20 protein-coding genes are annotated in these 19,179 nt (G+C 34.8%); 16 read left to right on the forward strand and 4 right to left on the reverse strand.

The window, feature by feature from the left end:
• Positions 1-166: 166 nt before the first annotated feature.
• Positions 167-766, forward strand: a complete 600-nt coding sequence (locus tag BR72_RS06535; RefSeq protein WP_035431179.1) for an undecaprenyl-diphosphatase — start codon at positions 167-169, stop codon at positions 764-766.
• 90 nt (positions 767-856) lie between these two features.
• The gene (locus BR72_RS06540; protein ID WP_035431181.1) at positions 857-1,363 is read left to right on the forward strand and encodes a DUF3189 family protein; all 507 of its coding nucleotides are present in this window, start codon (positions 857-859) and stop codon (positions 1,361-1,363) included.
• Positions 1,364-1,408: 45 nt separating this feature from the next.
• On the opposite strand, the gene BR72_RS06545 is transcribed toward BR72_RS06540, so the two are convergent.
• On the reverse strand, positions 1,409-2,113 hold the full coding sequence (locus BR72_RS06545) for a hypothetical protein (protein WP_035431183.1): 705 nt from the start codon (positions 2,111-2,113) through the stop codon (positions 1,409-1,411).
• Between the two features lie 590 nt (positions 2,114-2,703).
• Here BR72_RS06545 and BR72_RS06550 point away from each other — a divergent pair.
• From BR72_RS06550 to BR72_RS26670, 7 genes are all read left to right on the forward strand, one after another.
• Positions 2,704-3,927, forward strand: a complete 1,224-nt coding sequence (locus BR72_RS06550; RefSeq protein ID WP_035431184.1) for an MFS transporter — start codon at positions 2,704-2,706, stop codon at positions 3,925-3,927.
• Between the two features lie 85 nt (positions 3,928-4,012).
• Entirely contained in the window at positions 4,013-4,444 is a 432-nt protein-coding gene (locus BR72_RS06555) for a GNAT family N-acetyltransferase (RefSeq protein WP_035431186.1), read from the forward strand.
• Positions 4,445-4,790: 346 nt separating this feature from the next.
• Positions 4,791-5,084 carry a heterocycloanthracin/sonorensin family bacteriocin gene (locus BR72_RS25365; RefSeq protein WP_081904806.1) on the forward strand — a complete coding sequence of 98 codons (294 nt, stop codon included), beginning with the start codon at positions 4,791-4,793 and terminating at the stop codon, positions 5,082-5,084.
• 186 nt (positions 5,085-5,270) lie between these two features.
• Complete coding sequence (locus BR72_RS06565) at positions 5,271-7,196, forward strand: putative thiazole-containing bacteriocin maturation protein (protein ID WP_035431191.1); 1,926 nt, start codon at positions 5,271-5,273, stop codon at positions 7,194-7,196.
• Positions 7,193-9,136, forward strand: coding sequence for a TOMM precursor leader peptide-binding protein (locus tag BR72_RS06570; RefSeq protein ID WP_035431194.1), 1,944 nt, complete (start codon positions 7,193-7,195; stop codon positions 9,134-9,136). The genes BR72_RS06565 and BR72_RS06570 overlap by 4 nt, the downstream gene beginning before the upstream one ends.
• Positions 9,137-9,158: 22 nt before the next feature.
• Positions 9,159-10,730, forward strand: coding sequence for a SagB family peptide dehydrogenase (locus BR72_RS06575; protein WP_035431197.1), 1,572 nt, complete (start codon positions 9,159-9,161; stop codon positions 10,728-10,730).
• A 225-nt stretch (positions 10,731-10,955) separates the two neighbouring features.
• Positions 10,956-11,099, forward strand: coding sequence for a hypothetical protein (locus BR72_RS26670; protein ID WP_035431200.1), 144 nt, complete (start codon positions 10,956-10,958; stop codon positions 11,097-11,099).
• Between the two features lie 95 nt (positions 11,100-11,194).
• On the opposite strand, the gene BR72_RS26280 is transcribed toward BR72_RS26670, so the two are convergent.
• Complete coding sequence (locus BR72_RS26280) at positions 11,195-11,410, reverse strand: hypothetical protein (RefSeq protein WP_141771609.1); 216 nt, start codon at positions 11,408-11,410, stop codon at positions 11,195-11,197.
• Between the two features lie 419 nt (positions 11,411-11,829).
• Between BR72_RS26280 and BR72_RS27595 the strand changes: the two genes are divergently transcribed.
• Positions 11,830-11,937, forward strand: coding sequence for a hypothetical protein (locus BR72_RS27595; protein WP_442852841.1), 108 nt, complete (start codon positions 11,830-11,832; stop codon positions 11,935-11,937).
• Between the two features lie 148 nt (positions 11,938-12,085).
• Here the strand turns inward: BR72_RS27595 and BR72_RS06585 are convergent, their stop codons facing one another.
• Positions 12,086-12,409: a hypothetical protein gene (locus BR72_RS06585; RefSeq protein WP_035431448.1), complete on the reverse strand. Its 324-nt coding sequence runs from the start codon at positions 12,407-12,409 to the stop codon at positions 12,086-12,088.
• 5 nt (positions 12,410-12,414) lie between these two features.
• Positions 12,415-12,567 (reverse strand): hypothetical protein, encoded by a 153-nt coding sequence (locus BR72_RS26675; protein WP_197059925.1) that lies wholly within the window; start codon positions 12,565-12,567, stop codon positions 12,415-12,417.
• Positions 12,568-12,722: 155 nt separating this feature from the next.
• On the opposite strand from BR72_RS26675, the gene BR72_RS27325 reads away from it, so the two are divergent.
• From BR72_RS27325 to BR72_RS06610, 6 genes are all read left to right on the forward strand, one after another.
• Positions 12,723-12,848 (forward strand): hypothetical protein, encoded by a 126-nt coding sequence (locus BR72_RS27325; RefSeq protein ID WP_269320423.1) that lies wholly within the window; start codon positions 12,723-12,725, stop codon positions 12,846-12,848.
• Between the two features lie 248 nt (positions 12,849-13,096).
• Positions 13,097-13,933 carry an adenosylmethionine decarboxylase gene (gene speD / locus BR72_RS06590; RefSeq protein WP_035431202.1) on the forward strand — a complete coding sequence of 279 codons (837 nt, stop codon included), beginning with the start codon at positions 13,097-13,099 and terminating at the stop codon, positions 13,931-13,933.
• A gap of 172 nt (positions 13,934-14,105) precedes the next feature.
• Entirely contained in the window at positions 14,106-15,107 is a 1,002-nt protein-coding gene (locus tag BR72_RS06595; RefSeq protein ID WP_035431450.1) for a serine hydrolase domain-containing protein, read from the forward strand.
• Positions 15,108-15,724: 617 nt separating this feature from the next.
• Complete coding sequence (locus BR72_RS06600; RefSeq protein ID WP_035431205.1) at positions 15,725-16,927, forward strand: L-lactate MFS transporter; 1,203 nt, start codon at positions 15,725-15,727, stop codon at positions 16,925-16,927.
• Between the two features lie 295 nt (positions 16,928-17,222).
• Positions 17,223-18,041 carry a DUF2785 domain-containing protein gene (locus BR72_RS06605; RefSeq protein ID WP_035431208.1) on the forward strand — a complete coding sequence of 273 codons (819 nt, stop codon included), beginning with the start codon at positions 17,223-17,225 and terminating at the stop codon, positions 18,039-18,041.
• A 77-nt stretch (positions 18,042-18,118) separates the two neighbouring features.
• The gene (locus tag BR72_RS06610) at positions 18,119-18,907 is read left to right on the forward strand and encodes a hypothetical protein (RefSeq protein WP_035431210.1); all 789 of its coding nucleotides are present in this window, start codon (positions 18,119-18,121) and stop codon (positions 18,905-18,907) included.
• Positions 18,908-19,179: the final 272 nt, after the last annotated feature.

The following is a 19,179-nucleotide window of genomic DNA, read 5'->3' on the forward strand; positions in this document are numbered from 1 at the left end:
TTTTATTTGTGGACTTAGCATAACGAAGAAAAATGAGAAAAAGATGAGAAAAAATTAAAGAGCATTTCATATTGCTAGTGTATACTGGGGAAATCAACGAAATAGGTAATCACTAATGATATAAACTTGGTGATTATGTACTGAATGTAAACAAGGAGAGACTTATATGAATTACACAATATTCCACTGGATTAATAATTTCGCAGGATCCTCTGCTTTGTTGGATAAGGTGATGATATTTATTACAAATAGCGCACCTTATGTTACAATGATCTTGATGTTTTCTTTATGGTTTAGCAACAGTCAAAAGGAAGAAGCTATTCGGAAGCAATATACAGTACTGTATACAGCACTTTCTGTTTGTATTGCTCTACTTTTAAATGTTTTGATTCATGCACTTTATAATCATCCACGACCATTCGTCACATATCATGTACACAAACTAGTACCACATGCGGCGGATTCTTCATTTGTAAGTGATCATGCTGTACTTGTATTTTCTATAGCATTTACAATGATTTTACGTGGAGAAGCTTGGAAAAATATCGCATTGCTTTGGGCTATACTAGTTGGTATTTCACGTATATACGTTGGTGTCCATTACCCAGCAGATATTATAGGTGGAGCTGTTTTATCTTTCGTAACAAGTGCATTAGTTGTCAAATATACAAATAAAGTAGAACCTTTAGCACGTATCGTGTTTCAGATTTACGCTAAAATAACAAAACGAATTCCATTGCTATCTAAGTACAATCACACAACTTGAATTGTCCACGTCTTATAAATTCGTTTTAGATTAGAATGCAAATAATTGGTCATAATAGTAGTCATGTACATTAATTTAAAGGATGATAGGATGATTTATATTTATACCGATTATGGCGGGACACATACAACTTCATTAGCAGCGGCGTATCATTTGAAAAAACTACCAACTGATCGGAAACTTACAAAAGATGAAATATTAAACGTAGATTATTTTAATAAACTAAAAACTTCCGATATGGGAAAAATTATTTTTCACGGAAGAGATGAAAACGGCGATCCTGTTTATACAGTCGGTCATGGTGCATCTAAAGTTGTAGTTCCAGCTTTAAAAAATTTAAGTATATTATTACAAGATAAATTTCAAAACCATGAAAAAATTGTGTTTTCTAACACATCACCAACTGTACCAATTGCTATGACATTTGGTGGTTTATTTTCGAGAAGGTTAAAAATTGATTTTATTGGTGTACCGCTGTTAGTTATCGGTGCAAAACAAGCTTGTGATAATATAATCAGACTCGTAAATTATACAAAACAGGCTGGAAGATTAACAAACGAAGATGTTGTAGTTTTAGAAAATGAAAACTTTAAATAATGTATCAAAAAAGGATGGCTAATCATAAATTAACCATCCTTTTTGTTATACAATCTCAACTTTTTTTCGAATGACAATCTTATCAATGTCATCTTCTTCATCACCGATATATAAACCACGTTCTCTTAAATACATTTCAAAATATAAATCCGCTTCAGCACGTTCATCGTATGGCTTTACGGATAAAACAAAACCTAACTTATGTTGATCTTCTAATTCCACAGTTGAAATGTATGCTGGAATTTTATTACGTAAAAATAACTCTTTAACCGGAATAATCATGTCTTTCATTAACTTTGATAAAAGAGACATTTCAAATTCAAAATTAAAACGATCAATACTTGAAAGGTCTGCGAAAACGACGCCAATGAAACCAGTATTAAAAACTTCTTGATAATGTTCTTCTTCAATATTTCCGTTATAAAAGTTCTTTTCAATTAAATAATTTTTAAAATAAGCAACGCCTTCAGTTTCTTTAAAAGGTTTCGTCGAAAGAATAAATCCAATTTTCTTTTGCTTATGCAAATATGCACATGATAAGTAAGCAGTGACACCATGTTCAGCAAAAAGAGAACTTGTTGCTTGCGCGAGACCATCTAATACATGATGCGTAATATGTAATCGTTTACGAGAAAAGTAATATGTTTTTTTTTGAAGTTCTAATGTATCGATAAACACAGAGCCAATAAAGCCTGTATTTGAAATAGTAGGAGTATGCTTTTTTCTTCCTCTGCGTTTAATTTGAGCCAATGAAATCCATCCTTCCTAGTACCCTCCCAATAGCGGAGGAGACAAAACGAACGTTTGTTCTTATATTTATATTCTACTATTTATTCGTTGAAAAGTAAATGTTTTTATCCTCAAAATAAACAAAAAGATGCCTCAAAAAGGCATCTTAATTTAGAATAGGGAAGAGTACTTATCCCATAATATTATGTATATTTTTATTAAGAAACAGATACAAATTCTTCTGCATCTTCAACGTCTAAATGGCAATCCATTGTACGCACTTCTTGATCTTCGTGGCTTCCGAAATAAATAGTAATGTTCATATGTATCGCTCCTTTATTTTAGGAATACCTAAAATAATCGTTTATTGTATTTTATTATATACTACTTTCCACATTCATACAAACTTATCATGATTCTAAAAAACGTTTCTTTAATATTGAGAAAATTGTTATAATAACTCTATCTATATTGAAGGAGGAAAAACAATGCAAAAAACACTAAAAACATTCTCAAAAGTAGGAAGAGGAGTGAATATCAACTAACGTAATATTGCACTCCTGCGTCCTAAATCCATTATGAAAAATGAATAACGGAAAGTAGGAGAACAATTGAAGAAACAAACGATCGCAACGCATAACATTTCGATTTTATTTTGGGTACAATTTTTTGGAACGATTAGTTTTTTACAGCCCGTGATGACACTATTTTATATGGAAAGGGGTTTAACGGCAGCTAATATATTTATAGTCATGATGTGCTGGAGCGTGGCAGTACTTGTTGGGGAAATTCCAGCTGGCGTTTTTGCTGATCGCTTCGGTGCAAAATTATCATTTTTGACTGGCTCTATTATAAAAACTGGTAGTATTTCTATCTTATTATTCGCAGATAACCTATGGTTGTTTTGTCTATATAGTTTATTGAACGGTTTGTCAGTTACATTTTTCTCCGGTGCGGACGAAGCGTTAATTTATGAGTCACTAAAAGAAAACAATGAGCAACATGTAATGGATCAAGCAATGGGAAAAATCCAATCAGCTGGTTTCATTTCCATGCTAATCGCCGTAATCTTCGGGGCGTATTTCGCTAAAGATTTACGAGAAGAACAATTTACACTTTTAATTGTTCTTGGAATAGTATTTCATATAGTAGAACTTGCTTTACTATTTTTCATCAAAAGTCCAAAGAAGTTATCATCCTACCGAGAAGAATCTTTTTCACAAGTAATTGAAGGGATAAAGGTTATTCGTAAAGCACCGCAATTGCTTATTATGTTTTTAAACGTCTCGCTTGTGTTCATTCCAGCTAGCGCAGTATACGACACATTTAACCAACCGTTGTTTACGAAAGCAGGCCTTCCTGTATTTGCAATTGGTATTATGTATGCTTTAGCTGCTATCCTAGGATATTTTTCTTCCATTTCAATTGGATGGCTGACTAGCAGATTTTCACGATCAATTTTAATGAATGTAACAGGTGGTTTAGCTGTTAGCGGTTTACTGTTATCAACGTTTTTCGGAGAAACATTGTGGGTTATATTAGGAGCATTCTTTATGTTACGGTTCGTACGTGCAATTCGATATCCAATTTACTCACAGCTTAGTAATGACATAATCCCGTCCCATGTCCGAGCAACAACAATTTCATTGCTATCAGTTTTAGATTCAATATTAGATCTTATTATTTTCGGAACACTATCATTCGTAGCTGCAAAGTCATTACCATTTGTATTTGCAGGCTGTGCATGTATTGCATGTATTGGAATGTTTTTACCGATAAAAAAAGTAAATGCGAACGATACGGCGCAACATAGAATGAATCGAAGTATAGAATGAAAATATTCCTCCAAAGTGTTCTATAAACTTTGGGGGATTTTATGTTACACCATAAGACATTTTGAAATAGATGGAGGTCAATCCTATGTTACATATAGAAAAAGCAAAACCTAATGATTTACAATGGATTCATTCTCAATATGAAAAGGCTAATTTTGTACCATCACATTTAGAAAATGAAGAGATTGCAATAGCATATGTTTATGGTCAAAAAGCTGGCTTAGGAAGATTAGTAAAAATTGATGAAAACAACTTTGAAATGGGTGGGATATATACGTTAGAAGACTATAGAGGAAAGAAAATTGCTGATAGTATCGTTGCATTTCTTATTAAAGAATCTCGTAAACTTCAAATTCAAAATGTATATTGCATTCCATTTGAGCACTTAAAACCTTTTTATAGTAAACATGGATTTCAAGAAGTAGTAGATTTAGCTTCGGTTCCTAAACAGATTACAAATAAATATAATTGGTGCTTAGAACAATATGAAATAAAAACATTGTTAATGAAAATATGAGGAGCAGACTAAAAAGGCCACTTTTTAGTCTGCTCCTTTCACTTTTCGGTATGATTCAGCTCAGCGAATTGACTACTTGTATGTTGAATATTATCGAAAAGTCTTTATCCTGTGTCGAATCGCCGGTATATTGCAAAAAGCGGCCGATAACGGAAAAAAGCGCTGACTTCAAATAGAAGAGCTTATGCTAAGTTACATAATTCTAAATTAGGCATTTGAACAAGTCACAATACCTAGATATAGGTCATACTTTGTTGGAGAGTGCAATTCAAAATGGTCTATCGTCCATTTGTTACAAGTCGTTTTTTCGTAATGACTTGCAAATTATATACTTGGAGGTAATGAAATGAATAATTTTCAACAAGAACTTCAAACGTTAAATTTAAATGACTATAATGCTGGAAATGTTGTGTATTGGGATAGTCAAATTCCTTCTCCATATTATATTGATAGCGACTATACTCGTCGTTGCGGTGGCTGTGGCCGTTGTGGCGGTGGTGGCCGTTGTGGAGGATTCGGTCGTTGTGGATTCCGTTGTGTTGGCTGCTTTGGCTGCTTTGGCTGTGGCGGTTGCGGTGGTTGTGGTGGATGCGGCGGTTGTGGCGGTGGATTCTGCGTGGACGGATTCTGCTTTATTTAATTCCTATTTTTTAATTGAAACTTTACTTAAAGAAAAGCGTTTCTACATGATCTTCATTGTGGTGACGCTTTTCTATAAGTATGATAAATCACACTTCTTTTTTTCGTTTGACATAAGAAAAAATAGGATACATAAAATTGTTATGATGAAGGTTTTTGATGCAATAAACAGTGAAGGAGGAGTACAATGACAAAATTAAACTCTTCTACGCGTTTGAAAATGAAACGAGATACCTTTTTTCTCTCTAATCCAAAAGGAGAAGTGTATTTTAGAAATAATACAAGTTCATTCCGTATGGAAGGGAAGTCAATTAATCAATGGATTGAAAAACTGGTGCCAATGTTCAACGGAGAATACACATTAGGAAGCTTAACAGATGGTTTATCTGAGCCATATCGAAAGCGAGTATTTGAAATAGCAGAAACACTATATGAAAATGAATTTGCAACAGACATAAGTCAAGATCATTCACACCAATTGCCAGAATGTATTCTCGAAAAATACGCATCTCAAATTGAATTTTTAGATAACCTCGGCGGTTCGGGTGCGTATCGCTTTCAATCTTACCGCCAAACGAAAGTATTAGCCATCGGTTCGGATTCTTTTTATGTTTCCCTCATTTCTGCGCTACTTGAATCGGGGTTACCGAAATTCTATATGATGAATACTGATTCAGTATCAACCAATAAAAGACGAATAATTGAACTAATAGAGCATGCACAAGAAACAGATCCTGAAGTAGCGATTGAAGAAATTTTTTTGCAAAATGAAAAAAGAAATGCTTTGAAAGATGCGTTGCAGCCATTTCAGGCGATTTTGTATGTATCACAAGAAGAAGACATAGAGGAATTAAAAATTCTTCATGCTATTTGTAAAGAAGAAAAAAAGATTTTTATCCCTGCCATTTTTAAGCAAGGAGTCGGGTTAGCCGGGCCACTCGTACACCCAGAAAATGATGCTTGCTGGGAATCAGCTTGGCGCCGTATACACAAGTCTGCATTTCCTAAAACTTCAGGAGTACACACTGTTTCTTCTACAACTGAAGCGATGTTAGCAAATGTAATTGTATTTGAATTGTTCAAAAAGGTTACAGATGTAACAAATGATACGAAAACGAATCAAATTTTTTTACTAAATTCAGAAACGTTAGAAGGAAACTGGCACTCCTTTTTTCCTCATCCATTAGTAAATGAGAGAATGGAAATCGAATGGGTCCAAGATATTAATACGAGAATGAAACAAAACTCAAATATAAATGAATCGAATGAATATACTCTTAACTTGAATTCCCTAGTATCTAAAGAAGCAGGGATTTTTCATGTTTGGGAAGCAGGTGACTTAAAACAGCTGCCATTGGCTCAATGTCGCATTCAAACAGTTGATCCGTTGTCAGAAGGACCCGCTGAATTATTACCAGATATGATTAGTACAGGTTTAACACATATGGAAGCTAGGTACGAATCTGGATTAGCTGGAGTTGAGACCTATATATCACGAATCGTTCGTTCCAAGCTTTCTGAAGATGAAGATTTTCTAGGAATCGGAGCCGGGGAAACGATTGCAGAATGTGTAATTAGAGGATTAGAAAAATGCTTGGATGAAGAATTTCGTAAGAGACAACTACAACAAAAAATTGCTGTTTCTCCCCTGCAATTAGATGGAGTAGAAGATGAACGCTGCCGCTATTATTTGCAAGCACTTACCACAATGCAAGGAACACCTACAATTGCTTTAGGAGAGGCTATTTTTAACTTTCCGGTTATTTGGATTGGTACGAATAATCGCTGGTACGGAAGTGTAGGCGTTAATAGAACAATAGCATTACGGAAAGCATTACAACAGGCACTAATAGAAGTACAAAATTGTGGCGATTGCCTCGCATCACAAACAATAGAGAATTCATCCGTTTTATTACAAGATAAAACGCCATTACAATTCGCCATTTCTTCTTGTGAAAACTTGACAGATGAAGAAATATTACAATCTGCAAAGCAGACACTAAAACAAAATGGAAAACGGCTTTACGTATTTGAAATATCGCTAGAAGAGGTCTGGAAAGAGGAATTGGCAGGAATTTATGGAGTATTATTGGGAGAGGAGGAATCCTATTGAGCTCTTCCATTTTAATAATTGGAGAAGGACTATTGGCAAAACGTGTATATAAAGAATTAGCTGAACAGTATGAAATCAATCAACAAACAGATTTTGATCGGAAAATTCCAGAAACAACCGATTTAGTTCTTGTGTTACATGATAATTGGAATCCTTCATTTCATACAGAGGCAGAAAGTGTACTTCAATCAACGAATATTCCTTGGCTGCGAGCCTTCGTTTCATTTGGAAAAGGAATAATCGGTCCGCTCGTTCGCCCTGGCACATCGGGCTGTTCTCAATGTGCAGATATACGCCGTACTTTTGCAGGGAAAGATTCGAAAGAGATGTGGCGAATATTACAAAACCTAACAACAAATAAGGAAAGCCCCCGAGACATATGGGCATCAAATAATGGAATATTACAGATGACACATCTTCTGTTAAATGAGGTGCAGTGCATTTTACAGGATGATTATGCACGATTAGAAGGTCACGTATGTTTCGTGAATTTACAAACTTTGAAAAGCTCCTATCATTTTTTTCTTCCTCATGCCTTATGCCTAAATTGTAGCCAATTGCCTAATGATTCATCACATTCAGCTAATATTACATTGCAATCAAGCCCGAAGGTTAATATAAATAATTATCGTTGTCGTTCAATCTCTGAACTAAGTAAAGTATTGGCCAATGATTATCTAGATTATGAGACTGGTTTTTTAAATGATAAAATGTATAACCTTACACCTCCATTTGCCGAGGTAAGTGTAAATCTTCCGCTTCTTTTTGGAGACGAAGGAACAGCTGGTCGTACCCATTCATATGCAACTAGTGAATTAACTGCCATTTTAGAAGGATTAGAACGATATTGCGGGCTAGAACCGCGTGGGAAACGTACTGTCATCAAGGACACATTTCGTAATATAGCTCATCAAGCACTTAATCCTCTTGAAGTGGGTGTACATGCAAACGAACAATATATACAACCTAATTTTCCGTTTAAACCGTTTCATCCAGATCGTCCAATGAATTGGGTATGGGGTTATTCTTTTTTGCAAGAACGTCCCATTTTAGTTCCAGAACTACTTGCTTATTATAGTTTAGGTGGTAAAGATGGTTTTGTTTATGAGACTTCTAATGGTTGCGCATTAGGTGGCAGTTTAGAAGAAGCCGTTTTTTATGGCATTTTAGAAGTCATTGAGCGCGATTCATTTTTGCTAACTTGGTATGCTGAGCTTCCTCTTCCGCGTCTTGATCTTTCTTCTGTCGATGATCAAGAGTTGCAGTTGATGGCAGAACGTGTGCGTGCAGTAGGGGGATATGATATACATTTGTTTAACTCGACAATGGAGCAAGGAATTCCAAGCATTTGGGCACTGGCAAAAAACAGAAAGAGGGAGGGATTAAATATTATCTGTGCAGCTGGGGCACATTTAGATCCAGTGCGAGCGGCGAAAAGTGCAATATATGAATTAGCTGGCATGATGTTAACGCTTGATAAAGAATTTGAGGAGAATCGCAAGAAATATGTACAAATGTTCCATAATCCTTCCCTTGTGAAGCAGATGCCTGACCATCCGATGGTATGTGGTTTACCAGAATCAGAAGAACGGTTTCAGTTTTTACTAGATAAAAATCGCCCGGTACAAACACTTACTGAGGCATTCAAGCAGAAAACAAGACATGAGGATTTAACAGATGATTTAAAAGAAATACTTCAGATGTTACACCAGTTGAACTTTGATGTGATTGTAGTAGATCAGACTGCACCAGAAATAAAGCGAAATGGATTACATTGTGTGAAAGTAATCATTCCAGGAATGTTGCCAATGACATTTGGGCACCATCTTACGCGCTTAACTGGTTTAGATAGGGTATTACACGTGCCAATGAAACTTGGATATGCGCAGCAATCGCTAACGCATGAACAACTCAATCCACATCCACATCCGTTCGCGTAAGTGATGATTAGGAGGGAGAAGGGTGAGTTTAGAGACATTTTTGAACAATTTGCATTTTAATACTGACGAAGCAACCTCTTCAACTTGGGAGGTAGATTGGGAAGACGGGCCACTTCCATATAAACTTTATCAAAACCTACCGGGAATTCCGTTATCTTCAGAAGTAACATTAACGCTTGAAAATCTCGAAATTTCAACAGAACCAAGCCTTCGCGAAATTGGTCATTTTCTCTGGTACGTATTTGGGATTACTCAATTTTATCAGTCAACCGGACCAACACCAGAAGTAAATGTTATGCAGTCGTATCGGAGATTTGTTCCCTCGGGCGGAGCTTTATATCCAAATGAATTATATATATATTTAAAGATGGAAAATGTCCCTGCTGGGATTTATCACTATGATGTAGCACACCACCGCTTAGTGTTATTAAGAGAAGGGAACTTTGATTCATATGTAGACCGAACTCTTGGTAATAGTTGTGACACATCCGCTTGTTTCGGTGTTATTTTTGTATCGACAATGTTTTGGAAAAATTTCTTTAAGTACCATAACTTTTCTTATCGTTTGCAAGGATTGGATGCAGGCGTGTTAATCGGACAATTGTTTGAAGTAGCAAAACAATTTCAGTTCAACTCAAGCGTGCATTTTCAATTTCTAGACCGGGCCATCAATCATTTACTCGGCTTATCGGAACAAGAGGAGAGTGTATATGCAGTTATCCCTCTATCGATAAATTCTGAACACCAAAAGTTCAATCATGAAAATGATGATACGAATATAGAAGTCTCCGCCACTCAATTATGTGAAGAATTACCAATTATTCATCATAATCACTATGTCCGATCACGAAAGATTGCAGAGTATCCGATGTTGATTCAAATGAATGAAGCATCTATGCTTGAATCAACACAATCATTTCAAACAATCAAGAGTGAAATGAATAGAATGCATGGTGGGCAAGCGTTAGTTCTTCCTCGTATAAAGCGAATGTCGTATGACTTAACAGCAGCGTGCCAAAATCGATTTTCACCGGAAATGGATTTTACTTTTAAGAAAATGAGTCAAGAACAATTGAATACGTTATTGCATGAAGTGACTGATTCTTTTGCCTATCAAAATGATTTAGATTCAAATTATGAAGAAATCGCATCCCGTGTTTCCATATACGTATGTTTATTTGGCGTTGAAGGTATCCCAAACGGCGCTTATCATTATGACAGTAATGCTCATACATTACGACAAGTACATCTTGGAGATCATAGATTCTTACTACAAAGCGGGATGACACTTCACAATGTGAATCTTTTTCAAGTGCCGCTATGTCTACATGTAGTGGGGGATAAAAATCATCTTAAAACTGAACTAGGATATAGAGGATACCGTATTCAACAGATGGAAGCAGGAATCCTTGTACAAAAATTATTGTTAGTAGCTTCTAGCCTTGGGCTAGGGGGACACCCGCTTCTTGGGTTCGATGTAAATTTGTGTGACGAACTTTATAGGTTGGATGCAGAAGAAGAAACGAGTCTTATCCAAATTCCGATTGGTTTCCATCGTCAGCGTCCTTGGTTGAGAGGGAATTTGCGTAGTTAAAAACCATGTAATTTATAAGGAATATGAGACAGCTTGGATTCGCATGAATTCAAGTTTTTTTTATGTAATTTGATTGAAAATGTTTTGTTGTCAAAGATCAAAGTAATTTCATTTACCGTATTTTTACATTTAATGATATTAATTCATGTTTCATGGCTCCAATAGAGTAAAAAGAATACTATAGGGCATGACTACATTTATAAAGATGTGAAGGAGATAACGAAAATGAACAAACATCCTAATGAAAATATAAAACAAAACATAAAAAAATTAAATACAGAAGAAAATGCTATTTATAGTGATCCAAAAGATGCAAGTAATATACAACCACTACCACAACCAAAAGATTATGATGAAATAGAGTATTAATACAGTAGAAAAAAGGAACAAAAACAATTTCGTTTTTGTTCCTTTTTTCGTTACTGAGCAGTTAGTGGTTATTCACTATATACACTTTTCACGTACTATTTCCAATTAGGAGGCGGAAAAGAAAGAAAGGCTAATGAATCAATTAGTTCAATCGTGATGGTGTTATCATCAGTAATCGTAATTTCTACACATGCAACAAACGGTAACGAAATAATAATTACGTCATCATCAATTATAACCCCTGATGGACATGTATCGAAGTCACTTATAGACAGCTCTATATTTGCACCTGGAGCAATTATAATTTCCAAACATATATTTATGCATCGTTCGAATACGTAAGCGATTGTACATCTCCCCTTTTTATATGTAGATAGGCACATAATGTAGCGTTTGTAAGAACAATATTGAATAGAAAGCTACAAAATATGTTGGCTATCTTTTTTATTACATCTTTAAAGGTAGTTCTCATACCATTCTATTTACAGATATCTCCTCTTGCTTGGACAGGTTATCTATTTATAAAAAATAACGTATGTAGTAATTATTTGGTTGAAGAAATTACCTAGCGTAAAAAAAATAATATATAGGCTCGTTCTCCTTGGCATGCATTGAAATAACAATTTCTCCTAGATCATTTGCTAATCTGGAGCTACTTAGTTAGGAGTAAAAAACATATTCATATAGGTAATTTATTGGAGGGGTAGGAAAAGGAGTAACAGTCGGTGTAATCGACAGAGGTGTCGATACGAATCATCCTGATCTAATAAAAAACTATAGCTTAATTTTGTACCAGCTGACGTGGACAAAACTGAAAGAGGTAATTCTGCTGCTGTAAAGAATCAATGGGGAACTTGACGCTTTATTTGGAGCTAGTGAGCTGAATTTTTATAATGCGTTATTATTGCTTCCAAAATTATGTTTATTGTAAGTCCGATATAACCTTAATACGGTTACAATCGGACTTTTTTACTTCAAATGAAACTTTATAAATTTGTATAACTCATCCATCCACTTTCAGATCGTTTAGCATTATATTTACCGTAAGACAGAAGCTTCATCGCCGAACGAATAGCTGCGTGAAAAACTAACATCAACTTCCATTCCTCTTCCATTTCGCTTGGGTAGGCAGTTGATTCGTAAACATAATAAGCTGCCATAATACAGGGAGCTACTTGTTCTGGTTCAAATTCATAAGCAATCGCATCATCTGCTATGAAATCAATAAGACATCGATTTCCATTTAGCATTTCTTGTTGAAGGAGCTTTTTTACCGATACCGGTAATAACTCTAATATTTTAGCCTTCAGAACAGTCATTTTTTTGCTCTTTCAGCACGAAGAATTGCATCATTTGTTGGGGTATTTGGTACATAATTCCCATGACTGTCAATGCTATGCGCTTCCTTATCATATTGTCCATTAGCATTACGTTTCTTTATTGTGAACGGGTTTTGATTGTTTCCCATATTTGTCACCTCCAATGAATAGTATGTGCGAATCAAAATGTATTCTTTCTAAAAGAGATCTCGCAAAAAATGGAATAGAAATAATAATTTCTCCTGTATGAAATGGTTCCTTTCGTAAAAAATAGGTACAAACCTTAACAAAAGGAGGGGCATTTATGACAAACAGAAATGATAATCGAGAACGTAAAAACAAATATCCTAACAGTTTAAAAAACGATACAGAGTTCTCAAAAGATGTAAATATTAGAAGCGAAGTAACAAAAAGAGATTTAAAAAAATAATGTATTGAAAAAAGCTTAGATTTAATTGACTCTAAGCTTTTTTCAAATGATAGAAATTTAAACGCATGTTTCATGAAAACGAATGAATTTCACTTACCGTATTTTGGTAAAAACAAAACGTTACATTGAAAAAATTTGTAAACAATTCTAAGTAAACAACGTATGCATGAAAAAAATTATAGGATGGAACTCTATATCATAAAAGGTGCATAAATCCTAATTGGATATAAAATAGAGGGGGATTCACCATGAAACTAACACCGGAGCAAAGAATTCAATTGCACGGATTTAATAATCTTACAAAATCATTAAGTTTTAACATGTATGATATTTGCTATACAAAAACAAAAAAAGAACGAGAAGCTTATATAGAATACATAGATGAACAATATAATGCAGAGAGATTAACAAATATTTTAAAAAATGTATCTGATATTATAGGAGCACACGTATTAAACGTTGCCAAACAAGACTACGTCCCACAAGGAGCGAGCGTAACAATATTAGTTTCTGAAGGCCCGGTTGTAGAAGTTCCAACTGAATCATTTAACGAATCACCAGGTCCTCTTCCAGGTTCAGTCGTTATACAGTTAGATAAAAGCCATATAACGGTTCATACATATCCTGAATATCACCCAGATGAAGGAATCAGCACTTTTAGAGCAGATATTGATGTGTCTACATGCGGAGAAATTTCTCCGCTTAAAGCACTCAATTATTTAATTCATTCATTCGATACAGATATAATGACGATTGATTACCGAGTTCGTGGCTTTACAAGGGATATAACGGGCAACAAATTATTTATTGACCACGAAATAAATTCCATCCAAAATTACATCCCAGAGAATGTAAAAAAATTGTATGACATGATTGATGTTAATGTATATCAAGAACATATTTTTCACACAAAATGCAAACTAAAAAAATTTGACTTAAATAACTATTTGTTTGGATATACACAAGAAACATTGTCTGTTGATGAACAACAAGAAATTACAAAGAAATTAAAATTGGAAATGGACGAAATATTTTATGGGAAGAATATGAACAATGGCTCAATAGAAGAGAATTCAATTGAATAATACATCCAAAGTATCACTAAGAAAGCAGGAAAACCTTCTCCTGCTTTCTTATTTTTTCAATATGAAAATCATTCAGTATATAAGATCCGAACTCATAGTACTGAAGAAAGGTATTTTTCATTTTTTGTCGAATTTGAAATTGGGTATAGATTCAATAAAGAAAGGAATAAAAATGAAAAAATACGAGCAAATAATTTCATGGGTAGAACATATAAAAGAACGAAACCATAGCTCCGCAGCAGCACTTTATATTATGAAAGATAATAAAGTTGTATTGGAGCATTATAGCGGAACTCATTCTAATACAAAAAATAGTTTTCCTATTACAGCAACTTCACAGTTTAACGTTGCTTCTGCAAGAAAAAGTTATTTAGGACTTGCGATCGCCTATGCGCTTTATGAAGGGAAAATAAAAAGTTTAGACGATTATGCTGTAGATTACTTTAAAGAGTATGACAAAACTTTACTTGGTAAAACAAGCATCAGGCACTTAGTAACTCATTCGCACGGTCTTAATGTGAGTGACAGCAAAATCATGTACCGAGAATTTGAACCTGGAGAAGGATGGGCTTACAGAGGTATCAATGTCGAAATGATGACGCAGCTAATTTATAAGCTATATAATAAAAGTTTTCCGGAATTACTGAAAGAACGAGTCTTTATACCCGCAGGTTTTACAGAAACGGCTTGGCAAATAACAGATCATGACAACTTAGTAAAAGTAGTCATAAATCCTGAAGAAGAAGCTGGAAGTAAGTTAGGTAAATCAGATGACGGGACAGAATCGAATCTTTTTGTCTCTGCTAGAGAATTTGCTTATTGGGGAAATCTTCATCTAAATAAGGGCTATTTGAATGGAAAACAAATTGTACCAGAAGAAGTTATTGAAATTGCAACACAATTGCATTCTCCTCATTTTAAAAATACAAATTTACCACAAAACGGATTATTTTGGTTTGTTCAAAATACACCAGCACTCCAAAATGAAATAGGTGAAAGAGTTCCAAAAGGATCTTATCAAATATTAGGCGTGACAGGGCCAACAATTTTAGTTATTCCTAAATATAATGTCGTTGTCGCAAAGATGTATAACAAGAGGTATAACTATGGAGGAACCAATTATCTTCAATATTTAAGAGACTTTAGCAATTTAGTGGCTGATACATTTGCTTAGTCAGCAGCCCATCATTTAAAGGAATACGCATAATTAAGTGGGGATCTGAAAAAACGCTGGTTGATTTGCAACCATTTATCTGAAGTCTTAAAAAATCAGATTGTTTCATACGGTATGTACATAAAGTGAAACTTTAATCAGTGGGGGTTTTCTTCATCCCCCACTGATTATCAGCCCTCACCAATCGGGCTTTTACGGGCAGTTTATCTCCCACCTAACTTCTTAAGAAAAGCGGAAGCGGCTCGCTCAGAATCGCAGGACGCCCACGCCCCTGACAGAGAGGCGCTTTTTGCCTCGTCCGAGGGGACGAAACGACCGAAGATTCTAGCCGCTGGAGCTGGACAATGCTTTCGCTAAATTTTGAGGTGGGAGTATTACTGCCCACGAATAGCGGGGTAAAGTATTGAAGATACAGTTTTACCACCAAAAAATAAAATATATTGAAACAATAAAAAGACACTTCATCGATAAGTGTTTTTTTATTGTTTCAAATGATAGCTTGGATGGTAATACTCTGCATTTATTTTCATTTCAATATTCGCATCTCACAAAGCATTGTGGACATAATAAGCATTGTAAGACAATTATTGAAATAGGAAAAGAAAGGGAAGGGCGTAATGAAACATTCATCTGGTAATCCATGGCTCGTAATTCTCGGTACAATCATTGTCCAAATGGGCCTTGGAACAATTTATACATGGAGCTTATTCAATCAGCCTTTAGTGAGTAAATACGCCTGGAATCTTAACGCTGTCGCGATAACCTTCTCAATCACTAGCTTTTTTTTAGCGTTTTCAACTTTATTTGCGAGTAAATTACAAGAGAAATGGGGACTTCGTAAACTCATTATTATATCTGGTTTATCCCTAGGGATTGGCTTAATGCTTAGCTCGCAAGTGTCCTCATTACCAATGCTTTATGTGCTAGCAGGTGTTGTTGTAGGTTACGCAGATGGTACAGCATATATCACTACACTCTCCAATTTAATAAAGTGGTTTCCAGAGCGAAAAGGTTTGATTTCTGGTATTTCTGTCTCAGCATACGGAACGGGCAGTTTAATTTTTAAATTCATTAATGGAAAGCTAATCGATTCAGTTGGTGTATCACAAGCGTTTTTGTACTGGGGCTTAATTGTAGCAATTATGATAGTTATAGGCGCGTGTTTTATCCATCAAGCCGCTGAACAAGATATAGTTCAGGAAACAAAGAGTCATGACTATACAACAAGAGAAATGCTTCGCACAAAAGAAGTGTATCTATTATTTATCATGTTATTCACATCATGTATGAGTGGACTATACTTAATTAGCATGGTAAAGGATATTGGTGTTCAACTCGTAGGACTTAGTGCAGCAACAGCAGCCAATGCAGTCTCTATGATTGCTATCTTTAATACTGTTGGTCGAATTATATTAGGGTCGTTGTCAGATAAAATCAGCCGTTTGAAAATTGTGTCGGCAACTTTTGTCGTTATAGCTATATCTGTTTTTACTCTTAGTTTTGTGGACTTAAATTATGGGATTTATTTCGCCTGTGTAGCAAGCGTTGCTTTTTGCTTTGGCGGAAATATCACTATTTTCCCAGCCATTGTTGGTGATTTCTTCGGTCTAAAAAATCATAGTAAAAACTACGGTATCGTCTACCAAGGTTTTGGTTTAGGAGCACTCACAGGTGCCTTTATCGGTGCAATATTAGGTGGATTTAAACCAACCTTTATTGTAATTGGTGCACTGTGTGTTGTTTCATTTTTTATCGCTATTTTTATTGGTCCACCTAATCAGCAAAGAGAAAAACAAAATAATTATCGCAGAGTAGCCTGATTGTGTAAGGGACTTATTTCAAGTTTTAAAGCGAAGAGAATCCTCTAACATATAGAGTCGATTCTTTTCGTTTTTTATGAAGGACTCATGTATTTCTGAAAAAAAATATAATTTGCAATATCTAGAAAAATTATAAATTGATCAAATTTAATTTTAGAGGTACAGTTATATGCAAATAGTTGATACAATTCGTATATAATAAGGGGTAAATATAAAAAGAGGATGGTATATCAAGATAAATATAAGGTAGTATATAAGCGAGATAGAAAAATTTAAAAAGGGGATAGAAAGTGCAATGATGGATGAACAAGAATTGAAAGAAGAACTGAAACAAATCAAAAATAACAATTTCGCTGTACCAGAAGATGTGGACGCATATCCATATGCACAATGGATGATGGATTATATCGGTTCAACTGATGCAGAGTTTCGTGATGAATTGATTTACAGTACGCTTGAGCGATGGATTACTGGTGAAGTATTTAGAGAAAAAGAATTACGCGGCCTACTCTTGCAGGCGCTAAGTCCTGATTATTTGTTTTATAAAATCGGTGAAAAAGGAACAGACTCCGTTTTTAAACGGGCTTTCTCAGTTCTAATCCCACCGCTTATTTTATCTGTTCATGAAAAAGAACCGTTCTTATCTGAAGAACAACTCTACAGCGTAGCAGAACAAGTTCTTGAATATGTATATCTTGAACAAGATGTAAGGGGCTTTGTAGATGGAAAAGGCTGGGCTCATTCTACTGCACATGCCGCAGATGCGCTAGACGCTTTAGCTCGTACGATACGAAATCGCGAATTTTCACATGGAATCCTAACTGTTATTTTTCATAAGGTTCGTCTGCATGATTACGTATACATAAACTTTGAAGATGAGAGATTAGTGACAGCAGTAACGTCTATATGGAACCAAAATCTCCTAACTCAAGAAGAATGGAACAATTGGCTTCATAGCCTTACAAAAATTGAAGAAGCGTCAACTTCTCGAAATGATATTTTAGTACAAAACATTAGAAACTTCTTAAGAAGCTTGTATTTCCGAGCTTTAGAACAAGAAGAAAACTCTGCGTTTACGGTTGCTATACTAGAGACTTTAAAACAAATGTCATAGGTTTTGTTTTGAGGTCACTTTATAATTAAATTCATAATGTTATTTTTTACAAAATTAATAAACTCGAGGTAAAAGAAATGAAAAAACTTTCAGCATTCATGTGTGTTTCCCTACTCTTACTAGGAGCATGTGACAAAAAAGAATCTATTGTATCTAAGGATCAAACAGAAAAACAACAAGAGTCTCATGCACCGAAACAAAAAGATGTATTTGCAGCGACTCAAACGGCTTTAAAAGCAAAAACAAAAATAAATATTTTCTTACCAACAGAAATCCCTTTGTCTAATGAAAAAAAGGCTTTATCTGCACACACAGAAGGGCAAGATAAAAATTACACTGTTACATTTTTTGAAAGCAACAGTCCAATCCCTGTCGATTCCGCTGCACTTTCGGATTCTAATCAAGCTAAGCAAATCGCAAAACTATCTGTCAAACAGTATGAGACAAAGGAAGAAGCCGGTAAAAGTTTATGTTCAACATTTGTATTAAATCCTGATTACGAAAAAGATGTTCCAAGCAAAGATGATCCTACTGCAATAGATGTAGGGAATGGGATTAAAGGTTTTACTGAAGGAGCAGCAGGAACAATGTATTTGAATTTTGTTAAGGATCATTGGGCAATTTTTGTGAAAAGTCCATCGACAAATAAAGATGAAAATATACCTATAGCAAAATCTATTGTGAAACAAATGGAAAAAACAAAATTACCAACTCCAAACTCTTACGCAGTTGTTGAGGTGGATAACAGACACAAACAAAACCGTGTATATTGGCAAAATGGAAATACTTTATATGGAATAGAGACAAGCGGTTCTATCGAAGATGCGATAACTATTGCCGCTCATTTTGAGTCTACGTCAAAGTGATTAAAAAAAGTATTTGCTCAATGAAGTGGATAAAAGAAACTAAAGAGCTTATTGTCCACTTATCAATTTAGTAAATATTTTCCCGTGATGAAAAATAACCGATAAAAAGAAATACAAATTGTTACTCGAAAAGGAGTCTTGATTATCAAGACTCTTTTTTGAGTATTTAGCATAGCAGTGTAAATAAAATAATCTCCATGTAGGCTTAGTTCCAGATTTGAGTAGAAATTAAACTAAAGCTTGTGACCCGAAATTACCTGTATCTCAGTCGA

The organism is Bacillus sp. UNC322MFChir4.1 (assembly GCF_000746135.1).
In the GTDB taxonomy this organism is placed as follows: Bacteria; Bacillota; Bacilli; order Bacillales; family Bacillaceae_G; genus Bacillus_A.